Source organism: Rhodococcus sp. UFZ-B548 (assembly GCF_903819475.1).
Lineage (GTDB): Bacteria > Actinomycetota > Actinomycetes > Mycobacteriales > Mycobacteriaceae > Rhodococcus_F > Rhodococcus_F erythropolis.
Window position 1 is genome coordinate 25157 of the sequence record NZ_CAIJDS010000031.1, and the last position, 25303, is coordinate 50459.

General features: G+C 62.3%; 25 protein-coding genes. 13 read left to right on the plus strand and 12 right to left on the minus strand.

The genetic code is table 11. The features are described from left to right. Positions 1-73: 73 nt before the first annotated feature. Genes H7C86_RS23345 through H7C86_RS23365 form a run of 5 tightly spaced genes read left to right on the plus strand, consistent with a single transcriptional unit; the run spans position 74 to position 5732 of the window. A complete protein-coding gene (locus H7C86_RS23345) occupies positions 74-1264 on the plus strand; it encodes a lipid-transfer protein (protein ID WP_007735955.1) in 1191 nt (396 codons plus the stop codon). Between the two features lie 42 nt (positions 1265-1306). Further along, entirely contained in the window at positions 1307-1738 is a 432-nt protein-coding gene (locus H7C86_RS23350) for an SRPBCC family protein (protein WP_019746343.1), read from the plus strand. Positions 1739-1745: 7 nt separating this feature from the next. Continuing rightward, the gene (locus H7C86_RS23355; protein ID WP_021342394.1) at positions 1746-2621 is read left to right on the plus strand and encodes a MaoC/PaaZ C-terminal domain-containing protein; all 876 of its coding nucleotides are present in this window, start codon (positions 1746-1748) and stop codon (positions 2619-2621) included. Between the two features lie 41 nt (positions 2622-2662). After that, positions 2663-3529, plus strand: a complete 867-nt coding sequence (locus tag H7C86_RS23360) for an SDR family oxidoreductase (protein ID WP_007735961.1) — start codon at positions 2663-2665, stop codon at positions 3527-3529. Between the two features lie 4 nt (positions 3530-3533). Then, a complete protein-coding gene (locus H7C86_RS23365; protein WP_182262322.1) occupies positions 3534-5732 on the plus strand; it encodes an acyl-CoA dehydrogenase in 2199 nt (732 codons plus the stop codon). Between the two features lie 19 nt (positions 5733-5751). On the opposite strand, the gene H7C86_RS23370 is transcribed toward H7C86_RS23365, so the two are convergent. The 6 genes from H7C86_RS23370 to H7C86_RS23395 form a co-directional block, all read right to left on the minus strand. Next, a complete protein-coding gene (locus H7C86_RS23370) occupies positions 5752-7164 on the minus strand; it encodes an amidase (RefSeq protein WP_182262323.1) in 1413 nt (470 codons plus the stop codon). A 90-nt stretch (positions 7165-7254) separates the two neighbouring features. Beyond that, positions 7255-7413 carry a hypothetical protein gene (locus tag H7C86_RS23375; RefSeq protein WP_020905720.1) on the minus strand — a complete coding sequence of 53 codons (159 nt, stop codon included), beginning with the start codon at positions 7411-7413 and terminating at the stop codon, positions 7255-7257. Positions 7414-7557: 144 nt separating this feature from the next. Beyond that, on the minus strand, positions 7558-8208 hold the full coding sequence (locus H7C86_RS23380) for a sterol desaturase family protein (protein WP_182262324.1): 651 nt from the start codon (positions 8206-8208) through the stop codon (positions 7558-7560). Next, positions 8205-8927, minus strand: a complete 723-nt coding sequence (locus tag H7C86_RS23385; protein WP_019746349.1) for a FadR/GntR family transcriptional regulator — start codon at positions 8925-8927, stop codon at positions 8205-8207. Before H7C86_RS23385 ends, H7C86_RS23380 begins: the two co-directional genes overlap by 4 nt. 54 nt (positions 8928-8981) lie before the next feature. Continuing rightward, on the minus strand, positions 8982-9956 hold the full coding sequence (locus H7C86_RS23390; RefSeq protein ID WP_182262325.1) for an ABC transporter substrate-binding protein: 975 nt from the start codon (positions 9954-9956) through the stop codon (positions 8982-8984). Between the two features lie 53 nt (positions 9957-10009). Next, positions 10010-10900 carry an AraC family transcriptional regulator gene (locus tag H7C86_RS23395; RefSeq protein ID WP_198538398.1) on the minus strand — a complete coding sequence of 297 codons (891 nt, stop codon included), beginning with the start codon at positions 10898-10900 and terminating at the stop codon, positions 10010-10012. A 152-nt stretch (positions 10901-11052) separates the two neighbouring features. On the opposite strand from H7C86_RS23395, the gene H7C86_RS23400 reads away from it, so the two are divergent. The 3 genes from H7C86_RS23400 to H7C86_RS23405 are packed head-to-tail and all read left to right on the plus strand — an operon-like array spanning position 11053 to position 13085. Further along, on the plus strand, positions 11053-12075 hold the full coding sequence (locus H7C86_RS23400) for an ABC transporter substrate-binding protein (protein ID WP_182262326.1): 1023 nt from the start codon (positions 11053-11055) through the stop codon (positions 12073-12075). Further along, positions 12072-12308: a twin-arginine translocation signal domain-containing protein gene (locus H7C86_RS37360; protein ID WP_259349283.1), complete on the plus strand. Its 237-nt coding sequence runs from the start codon at positions 12072-12074 to the stop codon at positions 12306-12308. Before H7C86_RS23400 ends, H7C86_RS37360 begins: the two co-directional genes overlap by 4 nt. A gap of 12 nt (positions 12309-12320) precedes the next feature. Next, a complete protein-coding gene (locus H7C86_RS23405; RefSeq protein ID WP_259349284.1) occupies positions 12321-13085 on the plus strand; it encodes an ABC transporter substrate-binding protein in 765 nt (254 codons plus the stop codon). Between the two features lie 12 nt (positions 13086-13097). Here H7C86_RS23405 and H7C86_RS23410 read toward each other — a convergent pair whose 3' ends face one another. Genes H7C86_RS23410 through H7C86_RS23420 form a run of 3 tightly spaced genes read right to left on the minus strand, consistent with a single transcriptional unit; the run spans position 13098 to position 17081 of the window. Further along, entirely contained in the window at positions 13098-14549 is a 1452-nt protein-coding gene (locus H7C86_RS23410; RefSeq protein ID WP_069146688.1) for an amidase, read from the minus strand. Between the two features lie 33 nt (positions 14550-14582). Then, complete coding sequence (locus tag H7C86_RS23415; RefSeq protein ID WP_047889364.1) at positions 14583-15845, minus strand: amidohydrolase; 1263 nt, start codon at positions 15843-15845, stop codon at positions 14583-14585. Positions 15846-15872: 27 nt separating this feature from the next. Continuing rightward, a complete protein-coding gene (locus H7C86_RS23420; RefSeq protein WP_029254177.1) occupies positions 15873-17081 on the minus strand; it encodes an MFS transporter in 1209 nt (402 codons plus the stop codon). Positions 17082-17180: 99 nt separating this feature from the next. Here H7C86_RS23420 and H7C86_RS23425 point away from each other — a divergent pair, with 99 nt between their 5' ends. Then, positions 17181-18200, plus strand: coding sequence for an Lrp/AsnC family transcriptional regulator (locus H7C86_RS23425; RefSeq protein ID WP_069146685.1), 1020 nt, complete (start codon positions 17181-17183; stop codon positions 18198-18200). 3 nt (positions 18201-18203) lie between these two features. On the opposite strand, the gene H7C86_RS23430 is transcribed toward H7C86_RS23425, so the two are convergent. Both H7C86_RS23430 and H7C86_RS23435 read right to left on the minus strand, forming a co-directional pair. Continuing rightward, positions 18204-18917 carry a TMEM165/GDT1 family protein gene (locus tag H7C86_RS23430; RefSeq protein ID WP_019746358.1) on the minus strand — a complete coding sequence of 238 codons (714 nt, stop codon included), beginning with the start codon at positions 18915-18917 and terminating at the stop codon, positions 18204-18206. 292 nt (positions 18918-19209) lie between these two features. Continuing rightward, positions 19210-19737 (minus strand): hypothetical protein, encoded by a 528-nt coding sequence (locus tag H7C86_RS23435; RefSeq protein ID WP_019746359.1) that lies wholly within the window; start codon positions 19735-19737, stop codon positions 19210-19212. A 165-nt stretch (positions 19738-19902) separates the two neighbouring features. Here H7C86_RS23435 and H7C86_RS23440 point away from each other — a divergent pair, with 165 nt between their 5' ends. The 4 genes from H7C86_RS23440 (at position 19903) to H7C86_RS23455 (ending at position 24525) form a co-directional block, all read left to right on the plus strand. Continuing rightward, positions 19903-21267: a DUF1254 domain-containing protein gene (locus tag H7C86_RS23440; protein WP_166501617.1), complete on the plus strand. Its 1365-nt coding sequence runs from the start codon at positions 19903-19905 to the stop codon at positions 21265-21267. Between the two features lie 156 nt (positions 21268-21423). Further along, entirely contained in the window at positions 21424-21996 is a 573-nt protein-coding gene (locus H7C86_RS23445; RefSeq protein WP_019746361.1) for an HdeD family acid-resistance protein, read from the plus strand. Further along, positions 21986-23134 (plus strand): AI-2E family transporter, encoded by a 1149-nt coding sequence (locus H7C86_RS23450; protein WP_020905730.1) that lies wholly within the window; start codon positions 21986-21988, stop codon positions 23132-23134. Before H7C86_RS23445 ends, H7C86_RS23450 begins: the two co-directional genes overlap by 11 nt. Positions 23135-23178: 44 nt before the next feature. Next, the gene (locus tag H7C86_RS23455; protein WP_182262327.1) at positions 23179-24525 is read left to right on the plus strand and encodes a hypothetical protein; all 1347 of its coding nucleotides are present in this window, start codon (positions 23179-23181) and stop codon (positions 24523-24525) included. Here the strand turns inward: H7C86_RS23455 and H7C86_RS23460 are convergent, their stop codons facing one another. After that, positions 24526-25149: a superoxide dismutase gene (locus tag H7C86_RS23460; protein WP_003944189.1), complete on the minus strand. Its 624-nt coding sequence runs from the start codon at positions 25147-25149 to the stop codon at positions 24526-24528. Positions 25150-25303: the final 154 nt, after the last annotated feature.

Sequence of the window (25303 nt, forward strand, 5' to 3'; positions counted from 1 at the left end):
CTGGACAAGATGTCTCACATACTTTGGTGGGACAGCGTGTCACACACAGATACCGTTCTCTTCAGGAGTGGCAATGAGTAACAGGGTTTTTGTCGTCGGCGTCGGCATGACGAAGTTCGAGAAGCCGGGAGCCCGCGAGTGGGACTACCCCGACATGGCACGCGAGTCGGGTACCAAGGCGCTCGAAGACGCGGGTATCGACTACACCGAGGTCGAGCAGGCATACGTCGGCTACGTCTACGGCGAGTCCACCGCAGGTCAGCGGGCTGTCTACGAGCTGGGTCTGACGGGCATCCCCATCGTCAACGTCAACAACAACTGTTCGACGGGATCGACCGCGCTCTACCTCGCCACGCAGGCAGTCAAGAGTGGTCAGGCCGACTGCGCACTGGCGCTGGGCTTCGAGAAGATGCAGTCCGGGTCCCTCGGATCCACCTACGACGACCGTGAACAGCCACTCATGCGGCACCTCCTCGCTCTCGCCGAGCTGCAGGAGTTCGCGATGCCGCCCGCTCCGTACATGTTCGGCGCGGCCGGCGTCGAGCACATGGAACGCTTCGGAACCACTGCAGAGCAGTTCGCGAAGATCGCCGTCAAGAACCACAAGCACTCACTGAACAACCCGTACGCGCAGTTCCAGGACGAGTACACCCTCGAGCAGATCCTCGAAGCACGCCAGATCCACGGGCCGCTCACCAAGCTCCAGTGCTCGCCTACCTCGGACGGATCCGGCGCGGCGATCATCGCCAGCGAAGCATTCGTCGAGAAGCACGGCCTCGCTGCTCAGGCGATCGAGATCGTCGGGCAGGCCATGGTCACCGACATGAACAGCACCTTCGAGGACAAGAGCGCGATCAGTCTCGTCGGCGCGGACATGACTCGTAAGGCCGCTGAGAAGGTATACGCGCAGGCCGGGATCACCGCCGACGACGTCGACGTCATTGAACTCCACGACTGCTTCTCCACCAACGAGTTGCTGACCTACGAGGCGCTCGGACTGTGCGCCGAAGGTGACGGCGGCAAGCTCGTCGACGCCGACGACACCACCTACGGCGGACGCTGGGTGGTCAACCCGTCCGGCGGCCTCATCTCCAAGGGTCACCCCCTCGGCGCAACCGGCCTTGCCCAGTGCGCCGAACTCACCTGGCAGCTCCGCGGAACCGCCGACAAGCGTCAGGTCGACGGTGCGAAGGTCGCTCTCCAGCACAACATCGGACTCGGCGGCGCAGTTGTCGTGACCGCATACAAGCCCTACGCACGCTGAATCACACCCACAACCCGCCAGCTACCCACTAGGAGTTTCATCATGGCTTCCGTTTCCGTCTCCGCTGTACTGCCCGCATCCCCCGAGAAGACCTGGGATGCGCTCTCCGACCTGTCTCGCTGGGAAGAGTGGCTCACCATTCACCAGGGCTGGAAGAGTGAACTCCCCACCCAGGTTGCGTTGGGCGCCAAGTTCACCGAGGTCGTCTCCGTGATGGGTATGGCAAACAAGATCGAGTGGACCGTCGAAGAGGTCGAGGTTCCGAAGATGGTCAAGATTGCCGGTACCGGAATGGCCGGCGTCACCGTCGAATTCGTTCTCTCGGTCGAGGCCGACGGTGCCGGTTCGAAGGCAACCGTCGACGCCAGCTTCAAGGGCACCATGATCGTCGGGCCGATCGGCAAGGCAGTAGCGAAGAACGCCAAGGCTGATCTCGAGGCCTCGCTGGCCAAGTTCGCCGAGCTGGTCGGGTAACGGCTCAATGACGACACCGAAGACCAACGCGGTCGAATTCGATACGTCCGGGCTGGACGTATGGACCGATCCGGAGCACTTCGAGGTGACAGCCGAGCGCATCGCTGAATACGCCGCTGCCACCAACGATCCCATCGAGCGACACCTGAAGGGCGAGATCGCTCCACCGGTCTTCGCGGTGGTACCCGTCTTCATGTCGATGGCACCCGCTGCGCTGTCGGTGGCGCCGGTCGAACTGCTGATGAAGCTCGTTCACGGTGAGCAGGACTTCCTGTTCCACCGTCCGATCTACCCCGGTGACCACCTTGTCGCTCGTGCCAAGCCCATCGGATTCGAGGGCCGAGACAACGGATCCACCGTCGTCATCTACGTCGAAACCAAAACCGACAAGGGTGAATTGGTCAACGAGCAGTGGATGACGGCCTTCTTCCGCAAGGTCGACGCGGGCCCCGGACTTGGCGAGAAGGCTCCCGAACACCGATTCGACGACGCTCTTCGCGCTGGTAGTCCCGCAGCGGTGGTGAACCAGCACATCGACGAGGACCAGACATTCCGGTACTCACCGGCTTCCGGCGATCCGATGCCGATTCACCTCGACGAGGAGATCGCTCGGATGTCCGGGCTCCCCGGAATCATCAACCATGGACTGTGCACGATGGCGTTCACGTCGTGGGGAGCCCTGACCGAACTGGCAGGCGGCGAGACCGAGCGGTTGCGCCGTCTCGCAGTGCGATTCGCGAAACCCGTACTCCCGACACAGGACATCGAGACGGTGTTCCACAAGTCGGGTTCGGCAGACGGAGCCACGTCGTACTCGTACGAAACCAGCGCGGTCGGCGACCTCGTCATCAAGGACGGCCTCGCGGTCATCGCCGACAAATGAGTCTTCATGTCCGACAACTGAACTGATGGGAATCTGAACTGATGGGAAGTCTCGACGGTCGCGTAGCGATCATCACCGGAGCAGGACGCGGCATCGGCCGTGAGCATGCGCTGCTCTTCGCTCGTGAGGGTGCGAGCGTCGTGGTCAACGATCTCGGCGGAGCAAACGACGGTTCCGGTGCAGATGCCGGCCCCGCGCAGCAGGTAGTCGACGAGATCGTCGCTGCAGGCGGCAAGGCTGTTGCCAACACCGACAACATCGCCACCTGGGACGGCGCCGAGGGCCTTGTCAAGCAGGCCGTCAGCGAGTTCGGCCGACTCGACGTACTGGTCAACAACGCCGGCATTCTTCGTGACGCCTTCATCGCCGGTATGGACGAGAGCCAGTGGGACGCAGTCATTGCCGTGCACCTCAAGGGTCACGCAGCGACGCTGCACCACGCTGCCGCGTACTGGAAGGACCAGAGCAAGGCAGGCGAGACCGTCAACGCTTCGGTCATCAACACTGCTTCGGCTTCGGGTACCTTCATGCCCAACGCGGGCCAGGGCAACTACGGCGCCGCCAAGGCGGGCATCGCAGCCCTGACTCTGGTGGCCGCTGACGAGCTCGATCGATACGGCGTGCGTGTCAACGCTATTGCGCCGATCGCGCGTACTCGGCTGACGCTGGCGACACCCGGTATGGGCGCGTTGTTCGCCGCCGAGGTCCCCGAGGGTGAGTTCGACGCGTTTGCGCCGTCCAACATCTCCCCGCTGGTGGCCTATCTTGCGGCAGCGGATTGCAAGCTGACCGGCAAGGTGTATGCCGTTCAGGGTGGAGCCATCACGGAACTCGCCGGCTGGCACGGTGTGAACACCATCGAGAGCGAGGGTCCCTGGACCACCGCCGACCTCGCAGAACGTCTGTAAGCGCATGGCACGCAACGCATACGAACTCGGCCTTGGGCTGAGTGAGGAGCACACCGCACTCGCAGATTCGGTGCGGTCCTTCGCCGAGCGCACCATCACCACCGAGCAGGTGCGCGCGGCGGTGGAATCACGGACCGAGGACAAGTTTCCCGAGTTCTGGACGGCCCTGGTCGGGCAGGACCTTCTCGGGCTCGCGGTTCCGGAAGAACAGGGTGGTCACGGCGCCGGTCTGCTGACCTTGGCGGTGGCACTGGAAGCATTGGGCCGCACTGTCTCTCCCGGCCCGTTTGTTCCGACAGTATTGGCAAGCGCCGTTCTCGGTGCCGCCGATTCCAAGGCGGGACCCGAGTTCCTGCCCGGTCTGATCGACGGAAGTCGTACGGCAGCAGTCGCCTTGGGTGCACCGTTGACGGCCGAGTCGTCGGACGGCGGATACAAGATCACGGGCGCACTCGACGGTGTGCTCGGCGGTGAACATGCCGACGTGCTGCTGGTCCCGATCCAGTTGCCCGAGGGTGTCCGCTACGCGGTGCTCGAGAGCAGCGCAGTCGCGATCACCGTGCAGGACAGCATCGACGTGCTGCGCGGCAGTGCGCGGATCGAAGCTGACAATGTTCAGATCAGCGCCGAACGGATACTCGACGGTCCCACCGAGGCGCGGGTACGGTCCATTGCCGCAGTCGTTCTCGGTGCCGAAGACGTCGGCGTCATGTCCTGGTGTGTTTCCACTGCGTCGGAGTACGCCAAGACACGCGTGCAGTTCGGGCGACCCATCGGCCAGTTCCAGGGCGTCAAGCACAAGTGTGCGCAGATGGGCATTGCGCTCGAGCAGGCACGCGCCGTTGTGTGGGATGCGGCAAGCGCATTGGACAAGGGCGACGACACGGCAGATTTTGCCGCCGATATCGCCGCAGTCATCGTGCCGGACGCCGCAGTGCAGGTAGCGCAGGATTGTGTGCAGGTCCACGGCGGCATCGGATTCACGTGGGAGCACGACGCCCACCTGTACTACCGGCGCGCGCTCTCGATCCGCGGTATTCTCGGTACCCGCGAGGATCGTGCCAACCGTGTTGCGCAGCAGGCACTTGACGGTGTCAGCCGGGCTTCGGTTCTCGAACTGCCGCCAGAGGCAGAGGAGATCCGCGGCGGCATCGCGGCCGAGCTTGCCAAGTTGGTCGAGCTCGACGAGGACGACCAGCTGATCGCGCTCGGCGACGGCGGCTGGGTTCAGCCTCACCTGCCGAAGCCGTACGGGCGCAGCGCCGCTCCGCTGGAGCAGATCGTCATCTCCCAGGAGATCAAGGCTGCGGGAATCTCGATGCCGCAGCTCCTGATGGGCACCTGGGCCGTGCAGGCCGTCGTAGCGCATGGTTCGGACAAGCAGAAGCAGGAATTGGCAATACCGACCCTGCAGGGTGAGCTGGTGTGGTGCCAGCTCTTCAGTGAGCCCGGTGCTGGTTCCGACCTCGCATCACTGTCGACGAAGGCCGAAAAGGTCGACGGCGGTTGGAAGATCACCGGTCAGAAGATCTGGACCACGGTTGCTCAGTTCTCCGACTGGGCAATGCTGATCGCCCGTACGGACGCCACCAAGCCGAAGCATCAGGGCATCACCTACTTCGTGCTCGATATGTCGACACCGGGCATCACCGTCCGCCCGCTGCGTGAGATGACGGGTTCGGCGTTGTTCAACGAGGTGTTCCTCGACGACGTGTTCATCCCCGACGAGAACGTGGTCGGCGAGGTCAACGACGGCTGGAACGTCGCACGTACGACGCTGGCCGGCGAGCGCGTCGCCCTGAGCCAGAAGATGGAGGCGTACGCCTCGGACTCCGATCTGCTGAAGTTCGCGAAGTCGGCAGACCTGAGCCCGATCGGGCGCTACCGCGTCGGCGAGCTGGTTGCCGAGAGTCAGGCGATCGACCTCATCGGCTCCCGCGTTGTGCTCAAGCAACTTTCGGGGATCGACGTGAGTACGACGTCGAGCGTCGGCAAGCTGTTGGCGATGAAGATCAGCCAGTCGATCGCCGAGTTCGTCGTCGCCGAACTGGGTGCTGCCGGAGCGGTCAGCATCCCAGGTCAGCCGAGCGACAAGGCGATGGAGCAGCTCATTTCGGGCCGTGCCACCACCATTTACGGCGGCACAACCGAGGTGCAGCTCAACGTGATCGGTGAGCGCATGCTCGGATTGCCGCGAGACTGAGGGTATCTACGGGTGAGGCTCAGTCCTGGATTCTTCTCCAGGGCTGAGCCTCTTCCAGTTCGAAGGCCAATTCGAGGAGCGTGCGCTCGTCGCCGAGATCGGCGGAGAAATGCGAAGCCAACGGCAAACCGTTGCTGGTCTGATGCATCGGTAGCGAAATCGCGGGACCACCGGAGATGTTGTTGAGCGGTGTGAACGACGTGTACGCGATCAACTTGTCGAAGAGCTCCTCGAAAGGCTGAGCGGGAGAGAGGTATCCGAGCTCGGGGGTGGTGTGCCCCAGAGCCGGCGAGAGCACGACGTCGTACTTCAAGAACATGGCGCTGTACTGCTGCTGGAGGCGTCGCAGGCGGTAGAGCACGCGCGGCGTCTTCACCAGGTTCTTCCGGTACAGCGTGTAGAGGCCCTTCGTGAGATTGTCGGTGCCGGACTTGTCGAAGTCGGGCCCGAGCATCTGTTTGCCACCGGTGGAGATGGCAAACGACAAAAAGCCCCAGTAGATGCTGAAGTCGTCGATGAATTCCGGTCCGACTGGCAATGCCGCGTCCTCGACGTGATGGCCAAGGCCGGCAAGGAGTTCAGCCGTAGCTTCGACGGACTTGCGTGTCTCGTCGTCGGTCTTGGTGACCGTCACGGAATCGGTGATCACGCCGACGCGCAGGCGGGTTGAGCTGGGTCCTTCGATCAGGCGCACCGGTGCGAGTCGTGGGTTGCGGTAGTAACTTTCGGCCGCTGACATCCATCGTGCGGTGTCGCGAACCGTGCGGGTGACGGCGCCCTGAGAGATCAGCCGGATCGGCATCGACTTGTCGGCCGGATCGGCGATGGTACGGCCGCGAGTGGGTTTGAGTCCGACGAGTCCGCAGGCAGCGGCGGGAATGCGAATCGATCCACCACCGTCGTTGGCGTGCGCGATCGGGAGGACTCCGGCAGCAACCAGTGCGGCAGCGCCACCCGAGGAAGCGCCCGACGAGTAGGCCGGGTTCCACGGGTTGTGCACGGATTCTTCCGTCATGTACTCGGTGGACGCACTGAATCCGAACTCGGGCAGTCGGGTCTTGCCGATCGAAATGGCCCCGGTGGAGAGGAACTGCTTCGCGAAATCGCTGTCAGCCTTGGCGGGGACTGCTGTGAAGGCGGTGCTGCCCTGCTGGGTGGGAAGGCCGGCGCTGTCGGTGTTGTCCTTGATCGCGGTGGGCACACCGGCGAAGATGCCCGCGGCCGACCGGTTGCTCCTGGCGAGGGCGCGATCGAAATCTGTGCAGGCCAGACCGTTCAATCGCCCCTGCACTGCCTCGGCGCGCGCGATCGACGCCTCCATGACTTCCCGTGCGGTCACCTCGCCTGATTTGATCCGGGCGGCGACGCCGGTGGCGTCGAGATCGCCCATGGCGTCATCGGTGAATGCGTGGACGGGGGTGTTGGGGCTCATGGGGATCCTTGTCAGGCGGAGGCACTCAGGTCGTCCGTCCAGCATATTGGACGGACGACCCCTGAGTGGCGCTATCTGTGGATTGCGGTATCAGCTACCGAAGATCGTCACTGCCTGCTCTGCTGCCTGCGGTGCCTGCTGGAACAGGCCCTGAGGGATGAACTGCTGAGGAATGAACTGCTGGGGACCCAACTGCTGGAAGTTCGTGACCATCGGGTGGATGACGTTGTTGAATACATCGTTGAACATGTGTTGTGTCCTTCGGTTACAGCGCTTTTCGAACTTCTGACTCCATCGACACTAAGCACGGTTCGGGTGGGTTTCAACGAAAATCACTGATACACAGTCAAGTTCAAGTTCATTGCCAGCTAGGGGCCAGGAATCGGCGTTTCTTCACAGCTTCGACGCGGTGCCGTGCAGATTCTTGGCTGTCGGGGACGTCTCGACGGATTTTGGATCGGGGTACGTGCCCAGTACGCGATCGGCCGTTCCCGCGGTGGTGACGGTGAACCAGTAGTGCTCGTTCTTGAAGTGATGGTTGCGATGGTTGCGCCAAACCGACCGGTAGAGAGCAGTTTTCGGCTTGTAGTCACTGTGGATGAGGAAATGAGTCCACTCGTAGCCGAGGCCGAGTACGGAAATACAGGTCAGGAAGGTCAGACCGAGTTCGACACGGGGAAACGCCAGGAGTGCGACGGCAGTCAGGACGGGAATCACGATCAGGAGCGTCTGCCACGGAATGAAGATGAGTGAGATGGTTCGCGGGGCGAAATGGTGCTCCCGATGGCTGCGCGCCAGGCGTGAATCGAGGGTGACGCCGGCAATGGTCCGCGGCTTCCAATGGAGAACGAAGACGTGAATAATCCACTCCACGAAGGGGAATGCGGCAAGCATCACGAGCGGAACAAGGGCGTCGGTGATCTGCCAGTTGCCCAGCGTGAAGCGCGCTGCCGCAGCGACCATCAACATGGTGCCGATCATCCACGGCGTCGGTGACTTGCGGAACGTCCGTGCTGCGTCGGCCAGAGTGAGAGGCTTGCTCATGGTTTGAGTCCTTCCAGGAAGGTGAGAGCATCGCCGATTGCCGTCGTGCCGGTGTGAAGGAGCTGTGCGGCTGACGCCTCGGCAGTTGACTCGTCGTGTGAAGTGATGGCGGAGGCCAGTTTTCGATACAGGTCGGTCTGGCCGACTTCGGCGACCATGACGGAGGCAAGTGCAGTCATGGCCGGTTCGTATGCAGCGCGCAGGCTGTTGAAGATCAAACGGAAGGCAATGGAATCCGCGCTGTCGACGACGACGTCCCAGAACGCCAGAGCGCGGTCTTGCAGCTCTACCGGATCTTCGGTGGCGCCTAGTTGATCCACGGCCGTGTCGAGTTCTCGGGCAGATTCCGCGGAGATGCGACGGGCGGCCAGCACCGCGATCTGCGGTCCCATCAACTCGCGAGTTTCCAGGACGCTGCGCACCACGGTCAGGTCGGGGACGCCGTCTCGAACCAACAACTGGGGGAGAAGCTCGGGTCCGGCCTGGCGTCGAAAATCTCGCACGGACGTGGACTCGCCCTGGCGGACCTCGACGAGCCCGGCCTGGGCGAGCTTCTGAATTGCCTCGCGGACTGCGGGCCGCGAGACACCGAATGCCTCGGCGAGCTTGCGCTCGCTGGGTAGCGCCTCACCCGCGGCCAACTCTCCGGCCAGTACTTTCACTGAAATCTGGTCGAACACTGCGCCGGAAGCGGAGGTACGTGCAACGGGTTGGAACATGTACCGACCGTAAACGCTAACTGGTGAGAGGTCAAGTGGTATGACCAGTTAGCGTCACTGCAGGTTGCGAGTGGTGTCCGCCAACTTGTTCAGGAAGTCCGTGTAGGTGAGTGCGAATCCCACCTTGTCGTCGTAGTCGAGCGGTGCAACATTGCCGGCGGCCACGGCTGGAACACGATCCCACGCCGGGTTGCCCGGCCAGGAGTCGAGATTCTGGGCGACGACGACATCGGCGTCGGCGAGCACATCCGCATTCTCCCAACCGAATTCGGCGCTGTAGCCGCCGATCGCGGCCGACTGGGCGGCGGTGATCGCATCGTTGGACAAGATCGTGTAACCGAGTGACGACGCTACGTCGACGGTCAGGTTGTTCGGGGTGTTGAACACGAAGAACTTGTCCTCGATCAGCGATGCGAAGGCGATCGTCTTGGTCTGCGCGACGGAACCGACGTCGTCGCGGGCAGTGGCGAGAGCGGCTTCGTACCGCGCCTGTGCTGCCGAGGCGGCGGCGGTCTTGCCCAGTAGTGCCAGTTGCTCGCCCATGAATCCCAGAGGCCCGCCGAGTGATTCGGTCTCCTTGTCGGGCGAGCTGCCGTCCTGGATCACCAGAACCGGTGCGATGTCCTCGAAAGTGAGGTTCTGTGACTTGTAGCTCTCGTACCAGCCGACGGAGATGAGGATCAGGTCCGGGTTGTAGCTCAGCACGTCCTCCTTACTGAGATTGCCGCCCAAATGCCCCGCATCGGCAGGGACCTTGGATGCGAGATGGCTCGACTCGTCGTAATCGAGGGCGACGATCGGGTAATCGGCGAGAAGTGCGAACTCGAGGGACGTCCGGGAGTCGATGACAACCACTCGCTGCGGGTCGGCAGGTATCTGGGCGGAGTACCCCGCGAAGCTGTAGTCGATGGTCTCGGCCGAAGGCGAGGGCTGGTCGTCGGACGAGCTGCACGAGGCGAGCGTGCCGATCAGGATCGCGCCGACCGCGAGCGCGATAGACCTGGCAAAACGGCGGCGGCGGTGGTGCATCTGTGGTGTTCTCCAACGTGTTCGGGCAACATGGTTTGCCTTGCCTAACAACGCTAACGTGTCACCCGTGCGGGTTTGGTGCCATTCTGATGCGGTTTCATGACAGGTGAGAACGAGCGGAAGTACGCGGCGGGGGTGTGGCCGATGACCTGCCTGAACAGGTCGATGAACGTTCCAGGGTTGGCATACCCGAGGCCGCGGGCCACGGCGACGACAGGTTTGCCTGCGGCAATCTCGATCAATGCAACGCGGACGCGCACCAGAATTCGCCATTGAGTGAGCGTCGTGCCGGTGTCGGCCTGGAAGCGGCGCATCAAGGTCCGGCCACTCACGCCGATGGTGCGAGCCCAGTCGGAAGTGGTGCGGTCGTCCGCCGGATCGGCGATGATCTGCTGGGCAATCGAAAGGAGGTCAGGCGTTCTCGGCAACGGAATGTCGAGACTCGCGGCCTGAACGGGATGGATGAGGTCGATTGCCACCTGCTGTAGCCGTAGTCGCTTCAGGTCGGGCATGGCGTTGTTCTCGTTGTGTAACAACACCTCCCGAAGTGCACCGGTCATGGGTATGCCGACTATCGAGTCCCAATCGGTGTCGATTCGATCCGGCGTCAGGTACGTCGCGAAGATGACGGCGCCGTCGTCGGAGCGGACGCGGTGCGCAGTGCCGGCAGGAATCCAGATGCCGAGCATCGGCGGAACCATCCAAAGGTGTTCGGACGCTTCGAGGGTGACGGTCCCACCTGCCGACCACAGCAGTTCATGTTCGCGGTGGGTATGGAAATCCCAGACGCCAGTTGCCGTGCTCTTGAACCGGATGGTGCTGACGGACCACGGCTCCGCGACGATCCGGTTCGGGGTGGACACCGGCTCGTTCCACGTCGACGGTTCCAGGGTCGGCGCTCCCCACAACATGATGCCGGGGAAGTCCTGTCGCGAAGGCGTCACGAACCAAGAACGTACCGGCTTCCGGCCGTCGACCGAGGGGGTGCGCGTATCGATGGCTCGATCGAAACAGTGGTTGGCCATGACGCTTCACCGTAACAGTGCAGGTGAGAGTAATTTTAGGTAGCCCTAATTCGGATACCGTCAGGAAACCCATGACACCACTCCTGTTACCGACGCCAGATACCGATGCAGAGTTCGCTCGCATCACTGCTGCCTTGACTCGTCGCGGCTTTCTCGGCGGAAGTGCCGCCGCACTGTCCATGCTCGCGCTTGCCGGATGCAGTAGTGGGGAGGGCGGTGACGGACCGGACGGTGCAACTCGGACTGTGCAGACGCACTACGGATCCGTGGACGTTCCCGTCGATCCGCAGCGCATCGTCGCCGTCTCCTACAACACCCCGTGGCAGTTGCAAGCCGTCGGCGCCCAACCCGTGGCGACGCTCGACTACAGCGCGTACATCGACCAGTTCACCCCGACACAGCAGAAGTTCATCGAAGGCTTGTCTACGGTGGGGGTTTTCCTCGAAGTCAACCGCGAAGCCGTCGTGGCTGCCGCGCCCGATCTCATCGTCGGTGATGCGTACGAGATCGACGAGGACATGTTCCGCGAGCTCTCGAAAATTGCTCCGACAGCGGTCTATTCGGGTATGAACCGGTCTGACTGGCGTTCGGTGTCGGAAGGCGTCGCGGACGCGGTCAACAAAGGCTCGGCATTGGCGTCGAACCGTGAGAAATACACGGCGATGCAGGAGCGTATCCGCACCGATTACGCCGCGCAGCTTGGCGACAATCGTTGGGCCCAGGTTGCTGTCGGTGGTTCGGAGGGGCTCTTCTCCATCCTGTATCCAACCGGAGTGACCGGCGCGATGCTCGCCGACCTGAACGTGACCCGCGGCGAATTCATCCCGGATCTGCGCCCATCGACCGGGTTCGAAGCCTTCCCGCTCGAACAACTCGAAATGCTGCGGGACGTCACCGTCGTCATCTACCCGAAGCAGCCGAACGGAACTGATTCTGCAGGAATGAAATCCGTCTTCGCCAGCCCGCTGTGGAGCCGCATTCCCGCGGTCGCATCTGGGCGCTCGTTCGGAATCAGCGCTCAGGTCACCGACTACGGCACGGCAATCAACTGGCTCAATGAACTCGAAACCGGCGCCTTGGAGGCACTTTCATGACATCACTTCTCTTGCCTACCGCTGATACCGATGCCGAGTTCGCTCGCATCACCGCAGCACTTACCCGACGCGGTTTCCTCGGGGCCGGTGCCTTGGCGGGGATCGGATTGCTCACGGCCTGTGGAACCAGCTCCAGTGAATCGGCCGAGGGCTCGATGCGCACCATCAACACGGCCCTGGGGCAGGTGGAGGTTCCCACCAACCCGCAGCGAGTGGTCAGCGCCGATTACTAGACAGGCCCCGCGATGTTCGACGCCGGATTCACGCCCGTCGGATTGCCGGTGGACTACGAGAACGCCGACGGTGTCCCGGAACCGTATGCGTCTGCCCTGCGGTCTCTTCCGAAGGTGGGACGCTGGTACGAGCCCAACGCCGAGGCGATAGCGGCTTTGTCTCCCGACTTGATCGTGATGACCAACCTCCTTTCGGAGAACAACCCGGATCTTTACGAGCAGATCCGGTCGATTGCACCGACCGCAGTTTTTGCCGAAGACGGCCAGTACGCGTGGAAGGAGCGCGCCCTCGGGGTCGCGGACGCACTCAACCAGAGTGCGAAGGTTCAAGAGTTGGCAGACCGGTACGAGGCGCGGATCGCGAAGTTCCGCAGCGACAATGCTGACGTGTTGAGCAAGGTGAAGGTCGTCTACACCACGTACTTCGAGGAGAGTGGTTTCTCGCTGTACTCGCCGACCAAGTATCAGACGACGGTCATCAGCGAGGCCGGGTTCCAGTTCAACGACCGCTCACTCGCAATTCCTGCCGGCAGCAACGAGTGGTTCCCGAAGGAGCAGTTGGAGCTACTCGACGAAGCCGACGTCATCATCACCAACAGTGGCAAGGGTCCCATCAACGAGAAGTTGGCGAACGACACCATCTTCCAGCGTCTGCGCGCCGTCAAGAACGATCAGGTGTACTCGTTCGACTACGAGGGCGTCGCGTCCTTCGGTTGGGCCCTGACGTTCCTCGAGCAGTTCCAGCCGATTGCTGAGGAGATCAGAGCCAAGCTCTGATCTCCTCAGCGATCAAGAGGAAGCCGGTGCCACCACGTCCAGCCTCGGTTGATGCTGGTCGGTGTATGCCCACGGGCGGATCTTCTCCAGTGCTTTGCCGATCCGGAACACGGTCGGTTCGTCGTACGTATGGCCGACGATCTGGACGCCCGTGGGAACGCCGTTGTGTGCGTGTCCACTGGGCACCGCTAGTACGGGGCACCGATTGGCGACGTTGAACGGCAACGTGAGAAGTGCTTCGGCGGTGGTGTTCACGTGCTGGCCCGCAACCGTGAGGCCGTCGAGCAAAGACTCGCCTGCCGGGAAGGCGATGGTGCCCGAAGTCGGGCAGATCAGCGCATCGAATGGAGCCATCGCCTCGGCGAGCTCTCGTTGCATCTGGGTTTCTTTGCGAAGGCCGTCCAGAAATGACATTTCTGCAGCGCCCTTCGACGTGATCGCGACGTTGTCGAGCGTGTAGTCGGCAAGAAGATCACCGTGGACGCGAGCAACTTCCGCGACGGATGCACCCATGATCGTTCCGAAATGGACTTTCACCGCTGCTGCCATCGAATCACGAGTCCACGGCAACTCGATCTCCTCGACGATCGCGCCGGCATCGACCAACGACTGTGCGAGAGCCCGGGTGTTCGCCTCGATGTCAGGCTCGATGGGGAAGTCACCGAGCCGCAGGCACAGGGCAATGCGCATTCCCTCGACCGTCGGGTACTCGTGTGGCAGCGTGATCGCCGGCCTCAGGGAAGAATGGTCACGCGGATCCGGCCCGATCAGAACGTTGGCCAAAAGAATTGCGTCGTCGACAGTTCGGGCCATCGGACCGTCGCCACGGTAGGAATCCATGGACAGCGGGGCGACTCCGGGAATGCGGCCGTACGACGCTTTGAGTCCGACGGTGCCGGTGAAGCCTGCCGGGCCCCGCGTCGACCCACCGATATCGGATGCTGTTGCCAGAGTGGTAGTTCCGGCAGCGAGTGCAGCGCCCGCACCTCCGGATGACCCGCCGGGGCTGTAATCGAGATTCCAGGGATTGCGAGTCACGCCCCATAGTGGAGAGTGCGTGAACGCCGCAACACAGAACTCCGGCGTCGTGGTGCGTGCGTGAATCAAGCCGCCTGCTGCCAGAACTCGATCGATCACCGGCGCGTTCTCGCGGGCGATGTTTCCGCGCGCCGCCAGCGAACCTTCGGTCAGAGACTTTCCGGCAATAGCGTGTTTTTCCTTGGCAGCTACCGGAATTCCCTCGAGCGGCCGCGGATCGGGTCCGTGGCCGAGATATCGGCTCTCAGCTTCCCGAGCGCCGGTCAGTGCCTCCTCGAACATCTCTTCGGTGAAGGCATTGATGTGAGGTTCGAACTTCTGGGTTCGGTCGACGACTGCTTGTAGCAGCTCGACCGGAGACAATTCTCGCGTGCGAAAGTGTGCAATAGCTTCGGTGGCGCTGAGGTAATGCAGGTCGTCTGACATGGCGTTATCTCCCTGGAGAAGTATGTGTAGGAATCACGCGCTTCGCGCAAGGGCGCCCAGTGCGGCCGCAGTCATAGCCGTGACACCTTCGGGTAGTGCCGCGGCCGGATCCGGCGCGAAGCGCGGTGAGTGATTCGAGGGTGTGCCGGGAGGAATCCGTCCCTCGGCGAGTGCGGCGAGAGCTCTTTCGTCGAAACTCCGAAGCGCCGTCCCGCCGAAATGCCAGAATACGGAGGGGCATTGGGCAGCAGTGCCGAAGACTCCGAAGTCCTCGCTGCCTGAAAGTGGTTGCGGCAGGGTGTGCATTCCCAATCCGGCCCGGCGTAGGTCGGTCATCACCGTGGACGTTGCGTCCGGAGTGTTGACCGTGGCCGGAAAGCCGTTGTACGCATGAACGTCCGGCGCTTCGGTGGCGCCTGCTCCGTCCGCTTCTGCGCGAGCGATCCGGCCTACAGATTCGAGCATGTGTTCTCGCGACGATGCGCTGAAAGTTCGCAGACTGAGTAGTAGTTCGGCGTCGTCGGCAATGATGTTCGCAGCTGTGCCGGCGTGCAATGCTCCCACCGTGAGCACCGGTGCTGTCGGGGTTGCCGCTTCATGAGCGACCAGACTTTGAATGCGCAGCGCGAAAGATGCTGCCATCAACAAGGGGTCGATGCACGCGTACGGCGAGGACGCATGTCCACCACGGCCGTGAAAAACCACTCGAATCGTGTCGGATGCTGCCATCAAGATGTCGGGTTTGCTGACCAGCATCCCAGCCGGAGTCGGACCCACGTGTTGTCCCAGGCAGAGGTCCGGTCGCGGGAAACGGTCGAAGATTCCGTCGTCGACCATCGCACGAGCGCCGGACCCGGTCTCCTCGGCAGGCTGGAAGACCGCGACAACAGTGCCGGTGATCGACGTCGGATCCGCGGAAAGTGCTGCGCACGTGGCAAGTAGCGCGGTGACGTGGACGTCGTGGCCGCACGCATGCATGACGCCATCCGTCTTGGAGGCGTATGACAACCCGGTGTCTTCTGCGACCGGCAACGCGTCCATGTCGGCGCGTAGCAGGATCACCGGCCCGCTGCTCCCTTGGAGAACACCGACGACACCCGTGCCGCCGACTCCGATCGTGACGTCCCAGCCGCCGATCCGCCGAAGCTCTTCGGCAACAAGTGCGGCAGTGCGAGTTTCGTTGCCGGACAACTCGGGGTGTGCGTGCAGGTCCCGGTACAGATCGAACCAGTGCGGCTCGACGGTTCGCAACCGCGACGGGTCTCCGAATTCAAGATTCGAAAGCAGTTGATTCATGGTCGATCTTCTTTCGGTTGGTGATGATCAGTTGGCGGTTTTCAGTTGCACCAGGTTCAGCATCTTTTCTCGGGTCTGCGGCGCTGCCATTACCGCGATGATCGCCACGACGGGCCCGAGCGCGAGCGATACGAACGCCGCTGACCAGGAGAGATGGTCCACGATGAATCCGAACACCAGCGGCGCGACAATCCCGGCGACCATGCCGCCGAAAATGATCATCGACGAGGCGGCTCCGACCACCGAAGAAGGCAGGCTACGAAGTGGGAGTGCAAAACACGGCATGAAAGCGAAAGAGGCAGCGGCAGATCCGAGGGTGACGAGAACGACGAACAAGGCCGTGTTGGAGGCGAAAGGAACTGAAACGAGCATCACGATGCACGCGAGCATGGACGGCACTACGACGATGCGGCTGTTGCCTGCCAGTCGATCCGAGATTCGGCCGCCGATGACGGTGGTCACGGCGGCCACCACGGTTGCCGGGATGAGAAGGAGGCTCGCACTCGAGAGGGCGATTCCACGTTCGTCATGGAGGTAGGACGGAACCCAGGACGACATCCCCCAGATCACGAAGTCGTAGCCGAAGAACATCAAGGCGAAGAGCCACATCGCGCGGGAGCGAAGTACGGTGCGCATGTTGTCCCAGGAGGAATCCGGACCGTGGTCGATCTCCGCCTGAAGTGCGGGCGGGAGCCACAACTTGATGCTGACGAGCGAGAGTACGCCGAGCGCCGCGACGGCCAGAAACATCCCGCGCCAGCCGATCAACGGGAGAAGAGCTGCCGCAACGACAATGGCAAGAAGCGTACCGACGGCGTTGGAACTGTTCATCCATCCGGTTGCGGTGGCACGTTGCTCCGGGATGCTGCGTTCGGCAACCAGCTTTACTGCGGCTGCCGGAAACACGCCCTGTGCGAGACCGAAGAGAAAGCGAACAACCAGAAGCGTCCCGAACGACCACGCAAGGGCAGTGAGGCCGGTGAAGACACTCCACGCCACCAACCCGATCAGAGCCATCCGGACTGCGCCGTATCGATCGGCGAGCAGTCCACCAGGCAGTTGGGCCAGTGTGTATGCAATGAAGAACGTGGAGATGATCAACCCACGCTGGGAGTAGTCGAGATCGAACTCCTCACCGAGCAAAGGGAGGGCGAGGTTGATCGCCAGCCGGTCTATGTAGTCGATCGCGTAGGCGACGAACAGCAGCGCGACCGTGACTTTGGTGGAGCGAAGCACTGGGCCTCCAAGTGGTGAACCTGTGAAGTGATTCACATATCCTTGGCAAACAGGCAGGGATCACCGGCCAGAATGCAGTAATCCAGCAATACTTGGCAGATGAAGCCGGAATCCGACGCATTTGTGATCGCGGAATCTGATCTGGAGATCATCAATGCACTCCAACTCAACCCCCGCGCGTCGTGGACGCAGTTGTCTTCGGTGCTCGACATGGATTCGACGACGATCGCCCGCCGGTGGCGTCGACTCGTCTCGAACGGTCATTCGTGGGTCAACGCGGTCGCAATCGGTCGAACCCACATATTCGGCTATCTCCTGATCAGGACCACTCAGGATGCGGTTGCCGACGTGGGGGAGCGGTTACGTGAGCTGGCCTGCGCTTATCTGTTGGCCAGGACGGAAGGTGAGTACGAGTACTTCGTCGGAGTTGTGGCCGCCGACCAGAAGAGTTTGGACGCCTTGGTGTGTGAGCACCTTGCTGCCGATCCTGGAATCTTGTCGATCAGAAGCCGGGTCGGGGTGAAGGTGTACCGAGACGGCTTCAGTTGGGAGCCGGGCGCTCTGGGGCAAGCAGGTCGCGCTCAGCTGGCAACCGCTGCGGCGCCGGCAGATCCGACAGTGTTCCGTGAGTCCGACGGTGCCCTGTTGGAGGCGCTCGGCCGTGACGGACGTGCCAGCTATGCGCGTCTCGCCGCGATTTGTGGAACGAACGAGACTGCGATTCGACGGCGCTTGGCCCAGCTGACTGCATCGCGACAGTTGATTTTCCGCTGCGATGTCTCGCAACAGGCTGTCGGTTCACCGTTCGAAGTGATCTTCGATGTCGCTGTGGACGGTTCCACCGACGAACTCGGCAATCTTGTGTCGAGTTGGCCGGAGATCAGATTGTTGGTGGCGACTACCGGAACAGCGAACATGTTGATCAGCGTGTGGCTGAGCACCCTCGCGCAGAGTCTTGTCGTCGAGGATCGACTCCGCCGAATCGGTAGTGTGCGGATCCTCGATCGACGTGTCTCGCTGTACCCGATGAAGCGGTTCGGGCAGCTGCTCGGACCGAGCGGAGTGGCGGAAGGTCATGTCCCGGTCGCGATTTGGGGCGCCGGCGACGTTATTCGTTGAGCGTCAGTCGATCGGCGTCCGATTGTCGTCGACGAGGTGTGTATCGGAGTCGGTTGCACGGGAGCGCTTCCAGATCATCCGAGCCAGCGCACCCAGCACGGACACTGCCAGGACAACGCCACCGCCGATGATGCCGGCCGACGAGTCGGGGAAGATGCCCTCGAGCAGCAGCCAGACACCGAAGACGAAGAACAGCACCGCGGCGCCGATCTTGATGAATCCGTCCGGGAGGTGCTTGCCCAGTACCGAGCCGACGATGATGGCGAGAGCGTCGGCCGCCACCATGCCTACCGTCGACCCGATCCAGACGCCGATCCAGTCGTTGTCGGTCGCAAGGGTGATGGTGGCGAGCATGGTCTTGTCGCCGAGTTCTGCCAGGAAGAAGGCCGACGCGACGGCGATGAAGGCGGATCGCGTGACGCGACCGGCCTTGTTCTGCTCGTCGTCGGTGAGATCGTCACCGCGCAGGGTCCAGAGGCCGAAGATCAGGAACGCGATACCGCCGACGATGGAGATTGCCGCGGTGGGGAGTGCGACGCCCAGGTAGTGGCCGACGGCGACCGAGACAAGGTGAACAAGGGTGGTGGCGACGGTGATTCCGCCGAGGACGACCCACCAGCGATATCGCAAGGCGAACGTCATTGCCATCAGTTGCGACTTGTCGCCGAGTTCCGCGACGAAAATGACGCCGAAACTCAAAAGTATTGCGGCAAGCAAGGTTTACTCCTCCGGTCGGTGTAGGTCGGAGGAAAAATGCGAGCCTCCGGCCTGGGCAGGCGCATAGTGCGCTTGTCCGGCCGAAGGTCTCGCCCACCGAGGCCACAGGACCTTCGGTTCGCCAGGCCGGGTGCTTCGCGATCCGCACCAGGCGGAGCGCGTCGAACCAGTATGTCGACACAGGCGATTGGGGGCTACTCCCCTTCGTTGCTCCCCACGTTAGCGCGCCTGAAACGAATTGGCAAAGCGCACAGCAAGTTTGGGAGTCCGAACTTATCGCTTACCGCGGCCGTCACGAAGCGAGGAGCATGGCCAAAACAGCGGTGTCGGGATCGCTGATCAAATCGATGCCGACGCGGCTGATCATGGAGACGACCGTGCCGTCCGGCTCTGCCTCCACCCAGGCCGCACGATGCTCCAAGCCCAGGTAGGGAAGTCCTGGCAGTAGTACGCACCCCGACGCGCTTCCCTCGCATTCCGGCAGGCTGGGGGTAGTTTCCGACGGCGGGTGCAGCATGATCAGTGCCGGCGGCTGATGGTCGGAGAAACGGCCGGGTGTCAGTGCAAAATCGCCGAGCACCGGACCTTCGGCAACCACCAGACCGACGGTGCCGGGTTGCGGATCCTCGGGAACGTCCTCACGCACTCCGAAGACCGTCGTCGTCGGCAACAATCCCGGCATCGAGGCCACTCGGACAGCCAGGGCGAGAAGCTGCGCCCACTCCTGGGTGGTGTCCGGCCAACGGCCGGAAATGACGAAACCCTGCAAAGACCCAGCGGCTTGGAACGGAGAAATGCCTATTGCTTCGTTTCTGTTCATTTCTGTTCCTCCCTCGGTGCTGGGGCAAATCTCGGTCTGACGCGCATGCGTCGGTCCGGCACACCTCGTTGGGTAATCGAAATATGCACCTATTCGGTACTGGCACACAAGACAGGGAGAGTGCCAGCCAGGTTTGCGCTGGTGAGAGCGGTGGTATGCGCAGGCATGACTCTGTCGAAGAACCGTTCTCGGCTCGAAGACCTGGCAACGCAGGCGTGGATCTTCGGGTATCCCCTGTTGATTGCGGCGGTATCGCGTGACGTCATGACGGCGACGCCGACCCCGGTGGCGATGAAAGCCCCGCTCAACCAGTTCGCTTATGCGCGTACGACGCCCGACGCGAGCTTCACCGATGTCGTCTCGCCGAACGCGGACACTCTCTACTCGTCGGGGTGGCTGGACGTCTCGACGGAACCGCAGGTGCTCTCGCTGCCGGACTTCGGCACCCGGTACTGGTTGGTCCCCATCCTCGACGCGTGGAGCGACGTCTTCACGGTGCCGGGATCTCGGACGGTAGGACGCACCGGGGGGCCGTACCTGGTGGCCGGACCGAATTGGAAAGGCAACGTGCCCAAGGGTTTGACGCTGCTGCGGTCGCCGACGGCGATGAATTGGATAGTCGCCCGCTACGCGACGTCAGGGGGAACAGACCTGGCCGAAGTGCACAGCCTGCAGGACCGGACGCGACTCACACCACTGTCGGAATGGACGGGTGACCCGCAGGACTACACGCCCGGAGAAGTTCCGGTGAACTCTGCTGTCGACACGCGCACACCGCCGGTGGACCAGGTGGCCGCAATGGACGGCGAGGCCTTCTTCACCACGCTCGACGCACTTCTCGACGACAATCCTCCGCGTCCGGAGGATACCGAGATGATGAAACAGCTGTCCGACATCGGAATCGGCTCCTCGCTGCCCTGGAAGTCGCGCCCGCAAGAGGTGCGTGATGCCCTCGACCGGGCTGCGCGGACCGGAATGGACGTGCTGAGCGAGATCGCCAAGGAGGCGGAAGGCAATCCGAAGAACGGCTGGACGATGCACCGCGGCTTGGGGCATTACGGGACTCATTACGCTCAGCGGGCTCTGATCGTCTGGCTCGGTTTCGGGGCCAACCTCGACGCAGATGCCGTGTACCCGCACGCCACCACCGACGTCGCCGGTAAGCCTCTGACCGGTGAGAAGAAGTACGTACTTCATTTCGAGAAGGACGAGCTCCCGCCGGTCGAGGGATTTTGGTCGCTCACGATGATGAACGAGCGACAGTACTTCGTGGACAACCCGATCGATCGATATGCCATCGGCGATCGAAGTGATCTGGTGTTCGCCGACGACGGCTCGCTGGACATCTATCTCCAGCACGAGTCGCCTGGTGGCGAGAAGGAGCGGAACTGGCTGCCGGCTCCGTCCGGTGAATTCAACGTCTTTCTGCGCCTGTACTGGCCGAAGGCTGCAGTGCTTTCGGGATCGTGGACTGCGCCCGGTATTCGGGAAGCAAGTATTCGGGAAGCAAGTATTCGGGAAGCGGGCTGAAAGTCCCCTCGCTTCGCACCCGAAGAGCACAACTCGGTATCAGCCGCGCGTTTCGATGGGCGGAAAGGTCACGATAGCCATACGATCTGTCGGTATTGCCCTGTTTGAAAAGCTGTTGAATCGGTCAGAGACACCCGCTTGCTTCGGAGGCTACTGATGGTCACGCAGAATCCGTTCGTGCAGTACGGCAAAGAGATCTGGTGGATGATCCTGATCCGCGGAATCTTCGGCGTGATCTTCGGAATCATCGCGCTCGTGTGGCCGGGAATTACCGTGGTGGCCTTGGTTTTCCTGTTCGGTATCTACTCCATTGTCGACGGCTTGATCACGCTCGTTCGAGCCATCCGGGACCGCGAACACCTGAGTTCGTGGGGATGGTGGGTGTTCACCGGCGTCGTTTCGGTGGGAGCCGGTATCGTCGCGCTGGTCTGGCCAGGCATCACGGCGCTGGTACTTCTGTACATAATTGCCTTCTACGCCATCATGTTCGGAATCTTCGGAATTGTCGGCGCCTTCAAGATGAAAGCGCTGCCAGGATCCAGTTGGGGATGGCTGCTCGCCGCATCGGTGCTCGCGGTCATCTTCGGCATCATCCTTCTGATCGCACCAGGCGAAGGCATCATCAGCCTCATCTGGCTGTTGGGTTGGTACGCAATCTTGTTCGGCCTCTTCATGATCGTGGGCGCATTCCAGATCAGAAGCCGGGCAAAGGAAGCCGGTGTTCTCTAAGAAGGGCAAGCCGGCCGCCGCGGCTCCCGCTCCGATCCCCACGCTTTCCGGTAGTGCGAACTGGTCGATCCCGCGCGGTCTGATCGTCCTGCTCGGTCTCGCGGCCACCGTGGTTGCCGTCGGCGGAATGAAGGTGTTCGGCGGCATCCTCGGACCGGTATTCCTGGCGCTCGTGCTGACGATTGCCGTTCAGCCCATTCAGGATTGGTCACAGCGACGAGGATGGCCCAAGTGGGTCGGGATGCTCGGCTCACTGGTCACCGTGTACCTGATTCTGCTCGGGTTGGCGGCGTCGTTGATCGTGTCGACGGCCCAGTTGGCGACAATCCTGCCTCAATACTCCGAGGAGATGACCAACCTCCTCAACGAGGGCCGCGACAAGTTGGCCGACTTCGGAGTCAGCACCGAACAGATCCAAAGCACACTCAGCAGTATCGATCTCACGAAGGTCGTGGGCGTACTCGAAAGTGGGCTGGAGGGTCTGCTCGGCATTCTGTCGGATCTGGTGTTCATCCTCGCGCTGTTGCTGTTCATGGCTTTCGACGGCATGAGTATCCGCTCACGGTTGAATGTGCTGTCCGAGCAACGTCCCGAAATCTCCTACGCGCTCTCCACCTTTGCCGCCGGCACTCGCAAATATCTGGTCGTCTCGACGGTCTTCGGCCTCATCGTGGCGGTACTCGACGGTGGCGCGCTGTGGCTGATGGGCATTCAGCTGCCCGTCCTGTGGGCGCTACTGTCCTTCATCACCAACTACATCCCCAACATCGGGTTTGTCATCGGCGTCATCCCACCGGCGCTCCTGGGACTCCTTCAGGGCGGGCCGTGGCTGATGCTGTGGGTGATCGTCGTCTACTCCGTCATCAACTTCGTGATCCAGTCCATCATCCAACCCAAGTTCGTCGGCGACGCAGTCGGGTTGTCGGTGACGATGACCTTCCTCTCGCTTGTCTTCTGGGCGTGGGTTCTCGGAGCACTCGGAGCATTGCTGGCGATTCCGCTCTCGTTGCTGGTGAAGGCCGTCCTGCTCGACATCGACCCGGCCACACGCTGGGCGGACATCCTGATCAGTGGTCCTCGAACCGAACCGGATGAAGACCCGAAAGAAGAAGCGAAACCGACCCCGGCGCCCACCTAGAACTTCTCAGTGTTTCTACAAGTTGTTGCTTTATCGTCTCGCCCATGAGCGCCGAGAACACCACCGAGAACTCCCACCGCCAGCCGTCACGCCTCGGTCGACGGCTGGCAGTGGGTGGTGTGGCCGCGATTGTCGCGGCTGCGGTGGCGGGGATCGGGTTCGTGATCTTCGCGGGCGGTGCCGATTCCTCGAACACCGTCGCGATCGTGAACGCCGACGCGGGAACCACGCTCGACGGCAAGGAACTTCGGGCCGGCGACACCCTGGTGGACACGTTGGGCAAGAACGAAGACTTCGACTTCCAGGTGGTCGACAATCCCGGCGGGAACTACTTCGCGACGTTGACGGTGCCGGAAGACTTCAGCGAAACCGTCGCGTCGATGTTCGGCACTGATCCCCGCCAAGCCAGTGTCGAACTGGCGGTGAATGGCTCGGACTCGGAGAAGTCCGCCGAGTTGACTCGGGCCGTATCGGCGCAGGTCGGCGCGGACGGAATCAAGGGTTTGCTGGCTCAGACTTCGGCCGCGCGGCGCTCGATCGATCAAAACCTCACCACCGCACAGATTCTGGTCGCCGGCACCAATGAGGCCGGAAAGTCCATCGATCAGGTGAAGGCAGGCGCAGGCACTCTGCTGCCGTATCTCGAGACCGCACGCTCGGGAGCGTTGGAGTTGATGAGCGTGGCGGACCAGGTATCCGGCGTGGTCGATCAGGCGTCGGGGTCGGCGGAAGAGCTGGCCACGCGCGCTGACTCACTGGGCCTGACGCTGGGGGAGGCGTCGTCGTCGACCGTGGAATTGAAGACACGGATCGACACGTTGCAAACTGCGTTGAACGGCCTTCCGATCCCGCCCGACGTGACAGCGCAACTGGCCGGTGTGAGTTCGGATCTCGGTGCGCTGAATGCGCAATTGGGCAGCGTTCCGGCACTGTTGGGTGGCTCGGTCGGACCCGATACGGAGCTCGGTGATCTAGTCCGCACCGCTGTCGGGCAGCTGCAAGGCGCAAGCGATCAACTGAGCAGTGCTGCCGGACAATTGAACGACGGACTCATCCCCATCGCCGATCAGGCACCGCAGATGCTCGGCGACGTGACCGATCAGATCACCCAGGGATTCACGACGCTGCAAGGGATCGCCAAGTCATTGGTCACGGGCCTCGACGGCGCAAAATCCGGTATTCCGGCGATGACCACTCCGCAGCAGGTTCAGTTGACCTCGGTGCTGTCGGATCCGGTGGCCGTGAATCAGACCAGCGCGAACAGTGGTGACTCCGGAACTCGCACACTGGCATTGGTCTTCGGAGCCACGACGGTCCTGCTCGGTGGCGCTCTGCTGACGCGAACGGCGGCGCCCCTGGTGAGGCGCCGCCGTTCGCAAGAAGAGCTGTGACTAGACGATCAGACCTGCGGTCTGGGTACGTGCACGGTCGAAGCGAGCCGAAACGTCGTTCCAGTTGACGATGTTCCAGAATGCCTTGACGTAGTCGCCCTTGACGTTCTGGTAGTCGAGGTAGAAAGCGTGCTCCCACATGTCGAGGAGCAGCAGCGGCGTGAGGCCGATGGAGATGTTGCCCTGCTGGTCGTAGAGCTGGACGATGATCAGACGCTGTCCGATCGAGTCCCACGCGAGGATGGACCAGCCGGAGCCCTGGATGGCGTTGGCGTTCGCGGAGAAGTGAGCGCGGAAGAGATCGAACGAACCGAAGTTGTCGTCGATCGCTGCGGCGAGCTCGCCTTCGGGCTTGTCGCCACCGTCAGCGCTGAGGTTGTTCCAGAAAACGGTGTGGTTGGTGTGGCCACCGAGGTGGAACGCCAGGTTCTTCTCGAGCAGGTTGGCCTGCGCTGCGATGGTGTCGTTCTCACGAGCCTCGGCCAGCTTCTCGAGTGCAGCGTTGGCGCCGGCAACGTAAGCCGCGTGGTGCTTGTCGTGATGCAGCTCCATGATCTTGCCCGAGATGTGCGGCTCGAGGGCTGCGTAGTCGTAGGGGAGTTCCGGCAGCGTGTAAACAGACACGAGGGTCCCTTCTTTGCGGGCTGGTGAGCCCTGGTGCTTTAGAGTGCGTCGATCACCGGTCACGGCGTGACGTCACTCGCGTATGTGCAAATCATTCTTCGGGTTTCCACCCAATAACATTCGTACACCGTCCGCAACAGTCCGGCTCAGGTAG

Coding starts and splice junctions, on each gene's coding strand:
- H7C86_RS23350 (WP_019746343.1), top strand. CDS start 1,307: ATGGCTTCCGTTTCCGTCTCCGCTGTACTGCCCGCATCCCCCGAGAAG.
- H7C86_RS23360 (WP_007735961.1), top strand. CDS start 2,663: ATGGGAAGTCTCGACGGTCGCGTAGCGATCATCACCGGAGCAGGACGC.
- H7C86_RS23445 (WP_019746361.1), top strand. CDS start 21,424: ATGGTCACGCAGAATCCGTTCGTGCAGTACGGCAAAGAGATCTGGTGG.
- H7C86_RS23385 (WP_019746349.1), bottom strand. CDS start 8,927: ATGTTCCAACCCGTTGCACGTACCTCCGCTTCCGGCGCAGTGTTCGAC.
- H7C86_RS23380 (WP_182262324.1), bottom strand. CDS start 8,208: ATGAGCAAGCCTCTCACTCTGGCCGACGCAGCACGGACGTTCCGCAAG.
- H7C86_RS23415 (WP_047889364.1), bottom strand. CDS start 15,845: ATGAATCAACTGCTTTCGAATCTTGAATTCGGAGACCCGTCGCGGTTG.
- H7C86_RS23440 (WP_166501617.1), top strand. CDS start 19,903: ATGACTCTGTCGAAGAACCGTTCTCGGCTCGAAGACCTGGCAACGCAG.
- H7C86_RS23400 (WP_182262326.1), top strand. CDS start 11,053: ATGACACCACTCCTGTTACCGACGCCAGATACCGATGCAGAGTTCGCT.
- H7C86_RS23365 (WP_182262322.1), top strand. CDS start 3,534: ATGGCACGCAACGCATACGAACTCGGCCTTGGGCTGAGTGAGGAGCAC.
- H7C86_RS23355 (WP_021342394.1), top strand. CDS start 1,746: ATGACGACACCGAAGACCAACGCGGTCGAATTCGATACGTCCGGGCTG.
- H7C86_RS23435 (WP_019746359.1), bottom strand. CDS start 19,737: ATGAACAGAAACGAAGCAATAGGCATTTCTCCGTTCCAAGCCGCTGGG.
- H7C86_RS23410 (WP_069146688.1), bottom strand. CDS start 14,549: ATGTCAGACGACCTGCATTACCTCAGCGCCACCGAAGCTATTGCACAC.
- H7C86_RS23455 (WP_182262327.1), top strand. CDS start 23,179: ATGAGCGCCGAGAACACCACCGAGAACTCCCACCGCCAGCCGTCACGC.
- H7C86_RS23405 (WP_259349284.1), top strand. CDS start 12,321: ATGTTCGACGCCGGATTCACGCCCGTCGGATTGCCGGTGGACTACGAG.
- H7C86_RS23425 (WP_069146685.1), top strand. CDS start 17,181: ATGAAGCCGGAATCCGACGCATTTGTGATCGCGGAATCTGATCTGGAG.
- H7C86_RS37360 (WP_259349283.1), top strand. CDS start 12,072: ATGACATCACTTCTCTTGCCTACCGCTGATACCGATGCCGAGTTCGCT.
- H7C86_RS23345 (WP_007735955.1), top strand. CDS start 74: ATGAGTAACAGGGTTTTTGTCGTCGGCGTCGGCATGACGAAGTTCGAG.
- H7C86_RS23370 (WP_182262323.1), bottom strand. CDS start 7,164: ATGAGCCCCAACACCCCCGTCCACGCATTCACCGATGACGCCATGGGC.
- H7C86_RS23390 (WP_182262325.1), bottom strand. CDS start 9,956: ATGCACCACCGCCGCCGCCGTTTTGCCAGGTCTATCGCGCTCGCGGTC.
- H7C86_RS23375 (WP_020905720.1), bottom strand. CDS start 7,413: ATGTTCAACGATGTATTCAACAACGTCATCCACCCGATGGTCACGAAC.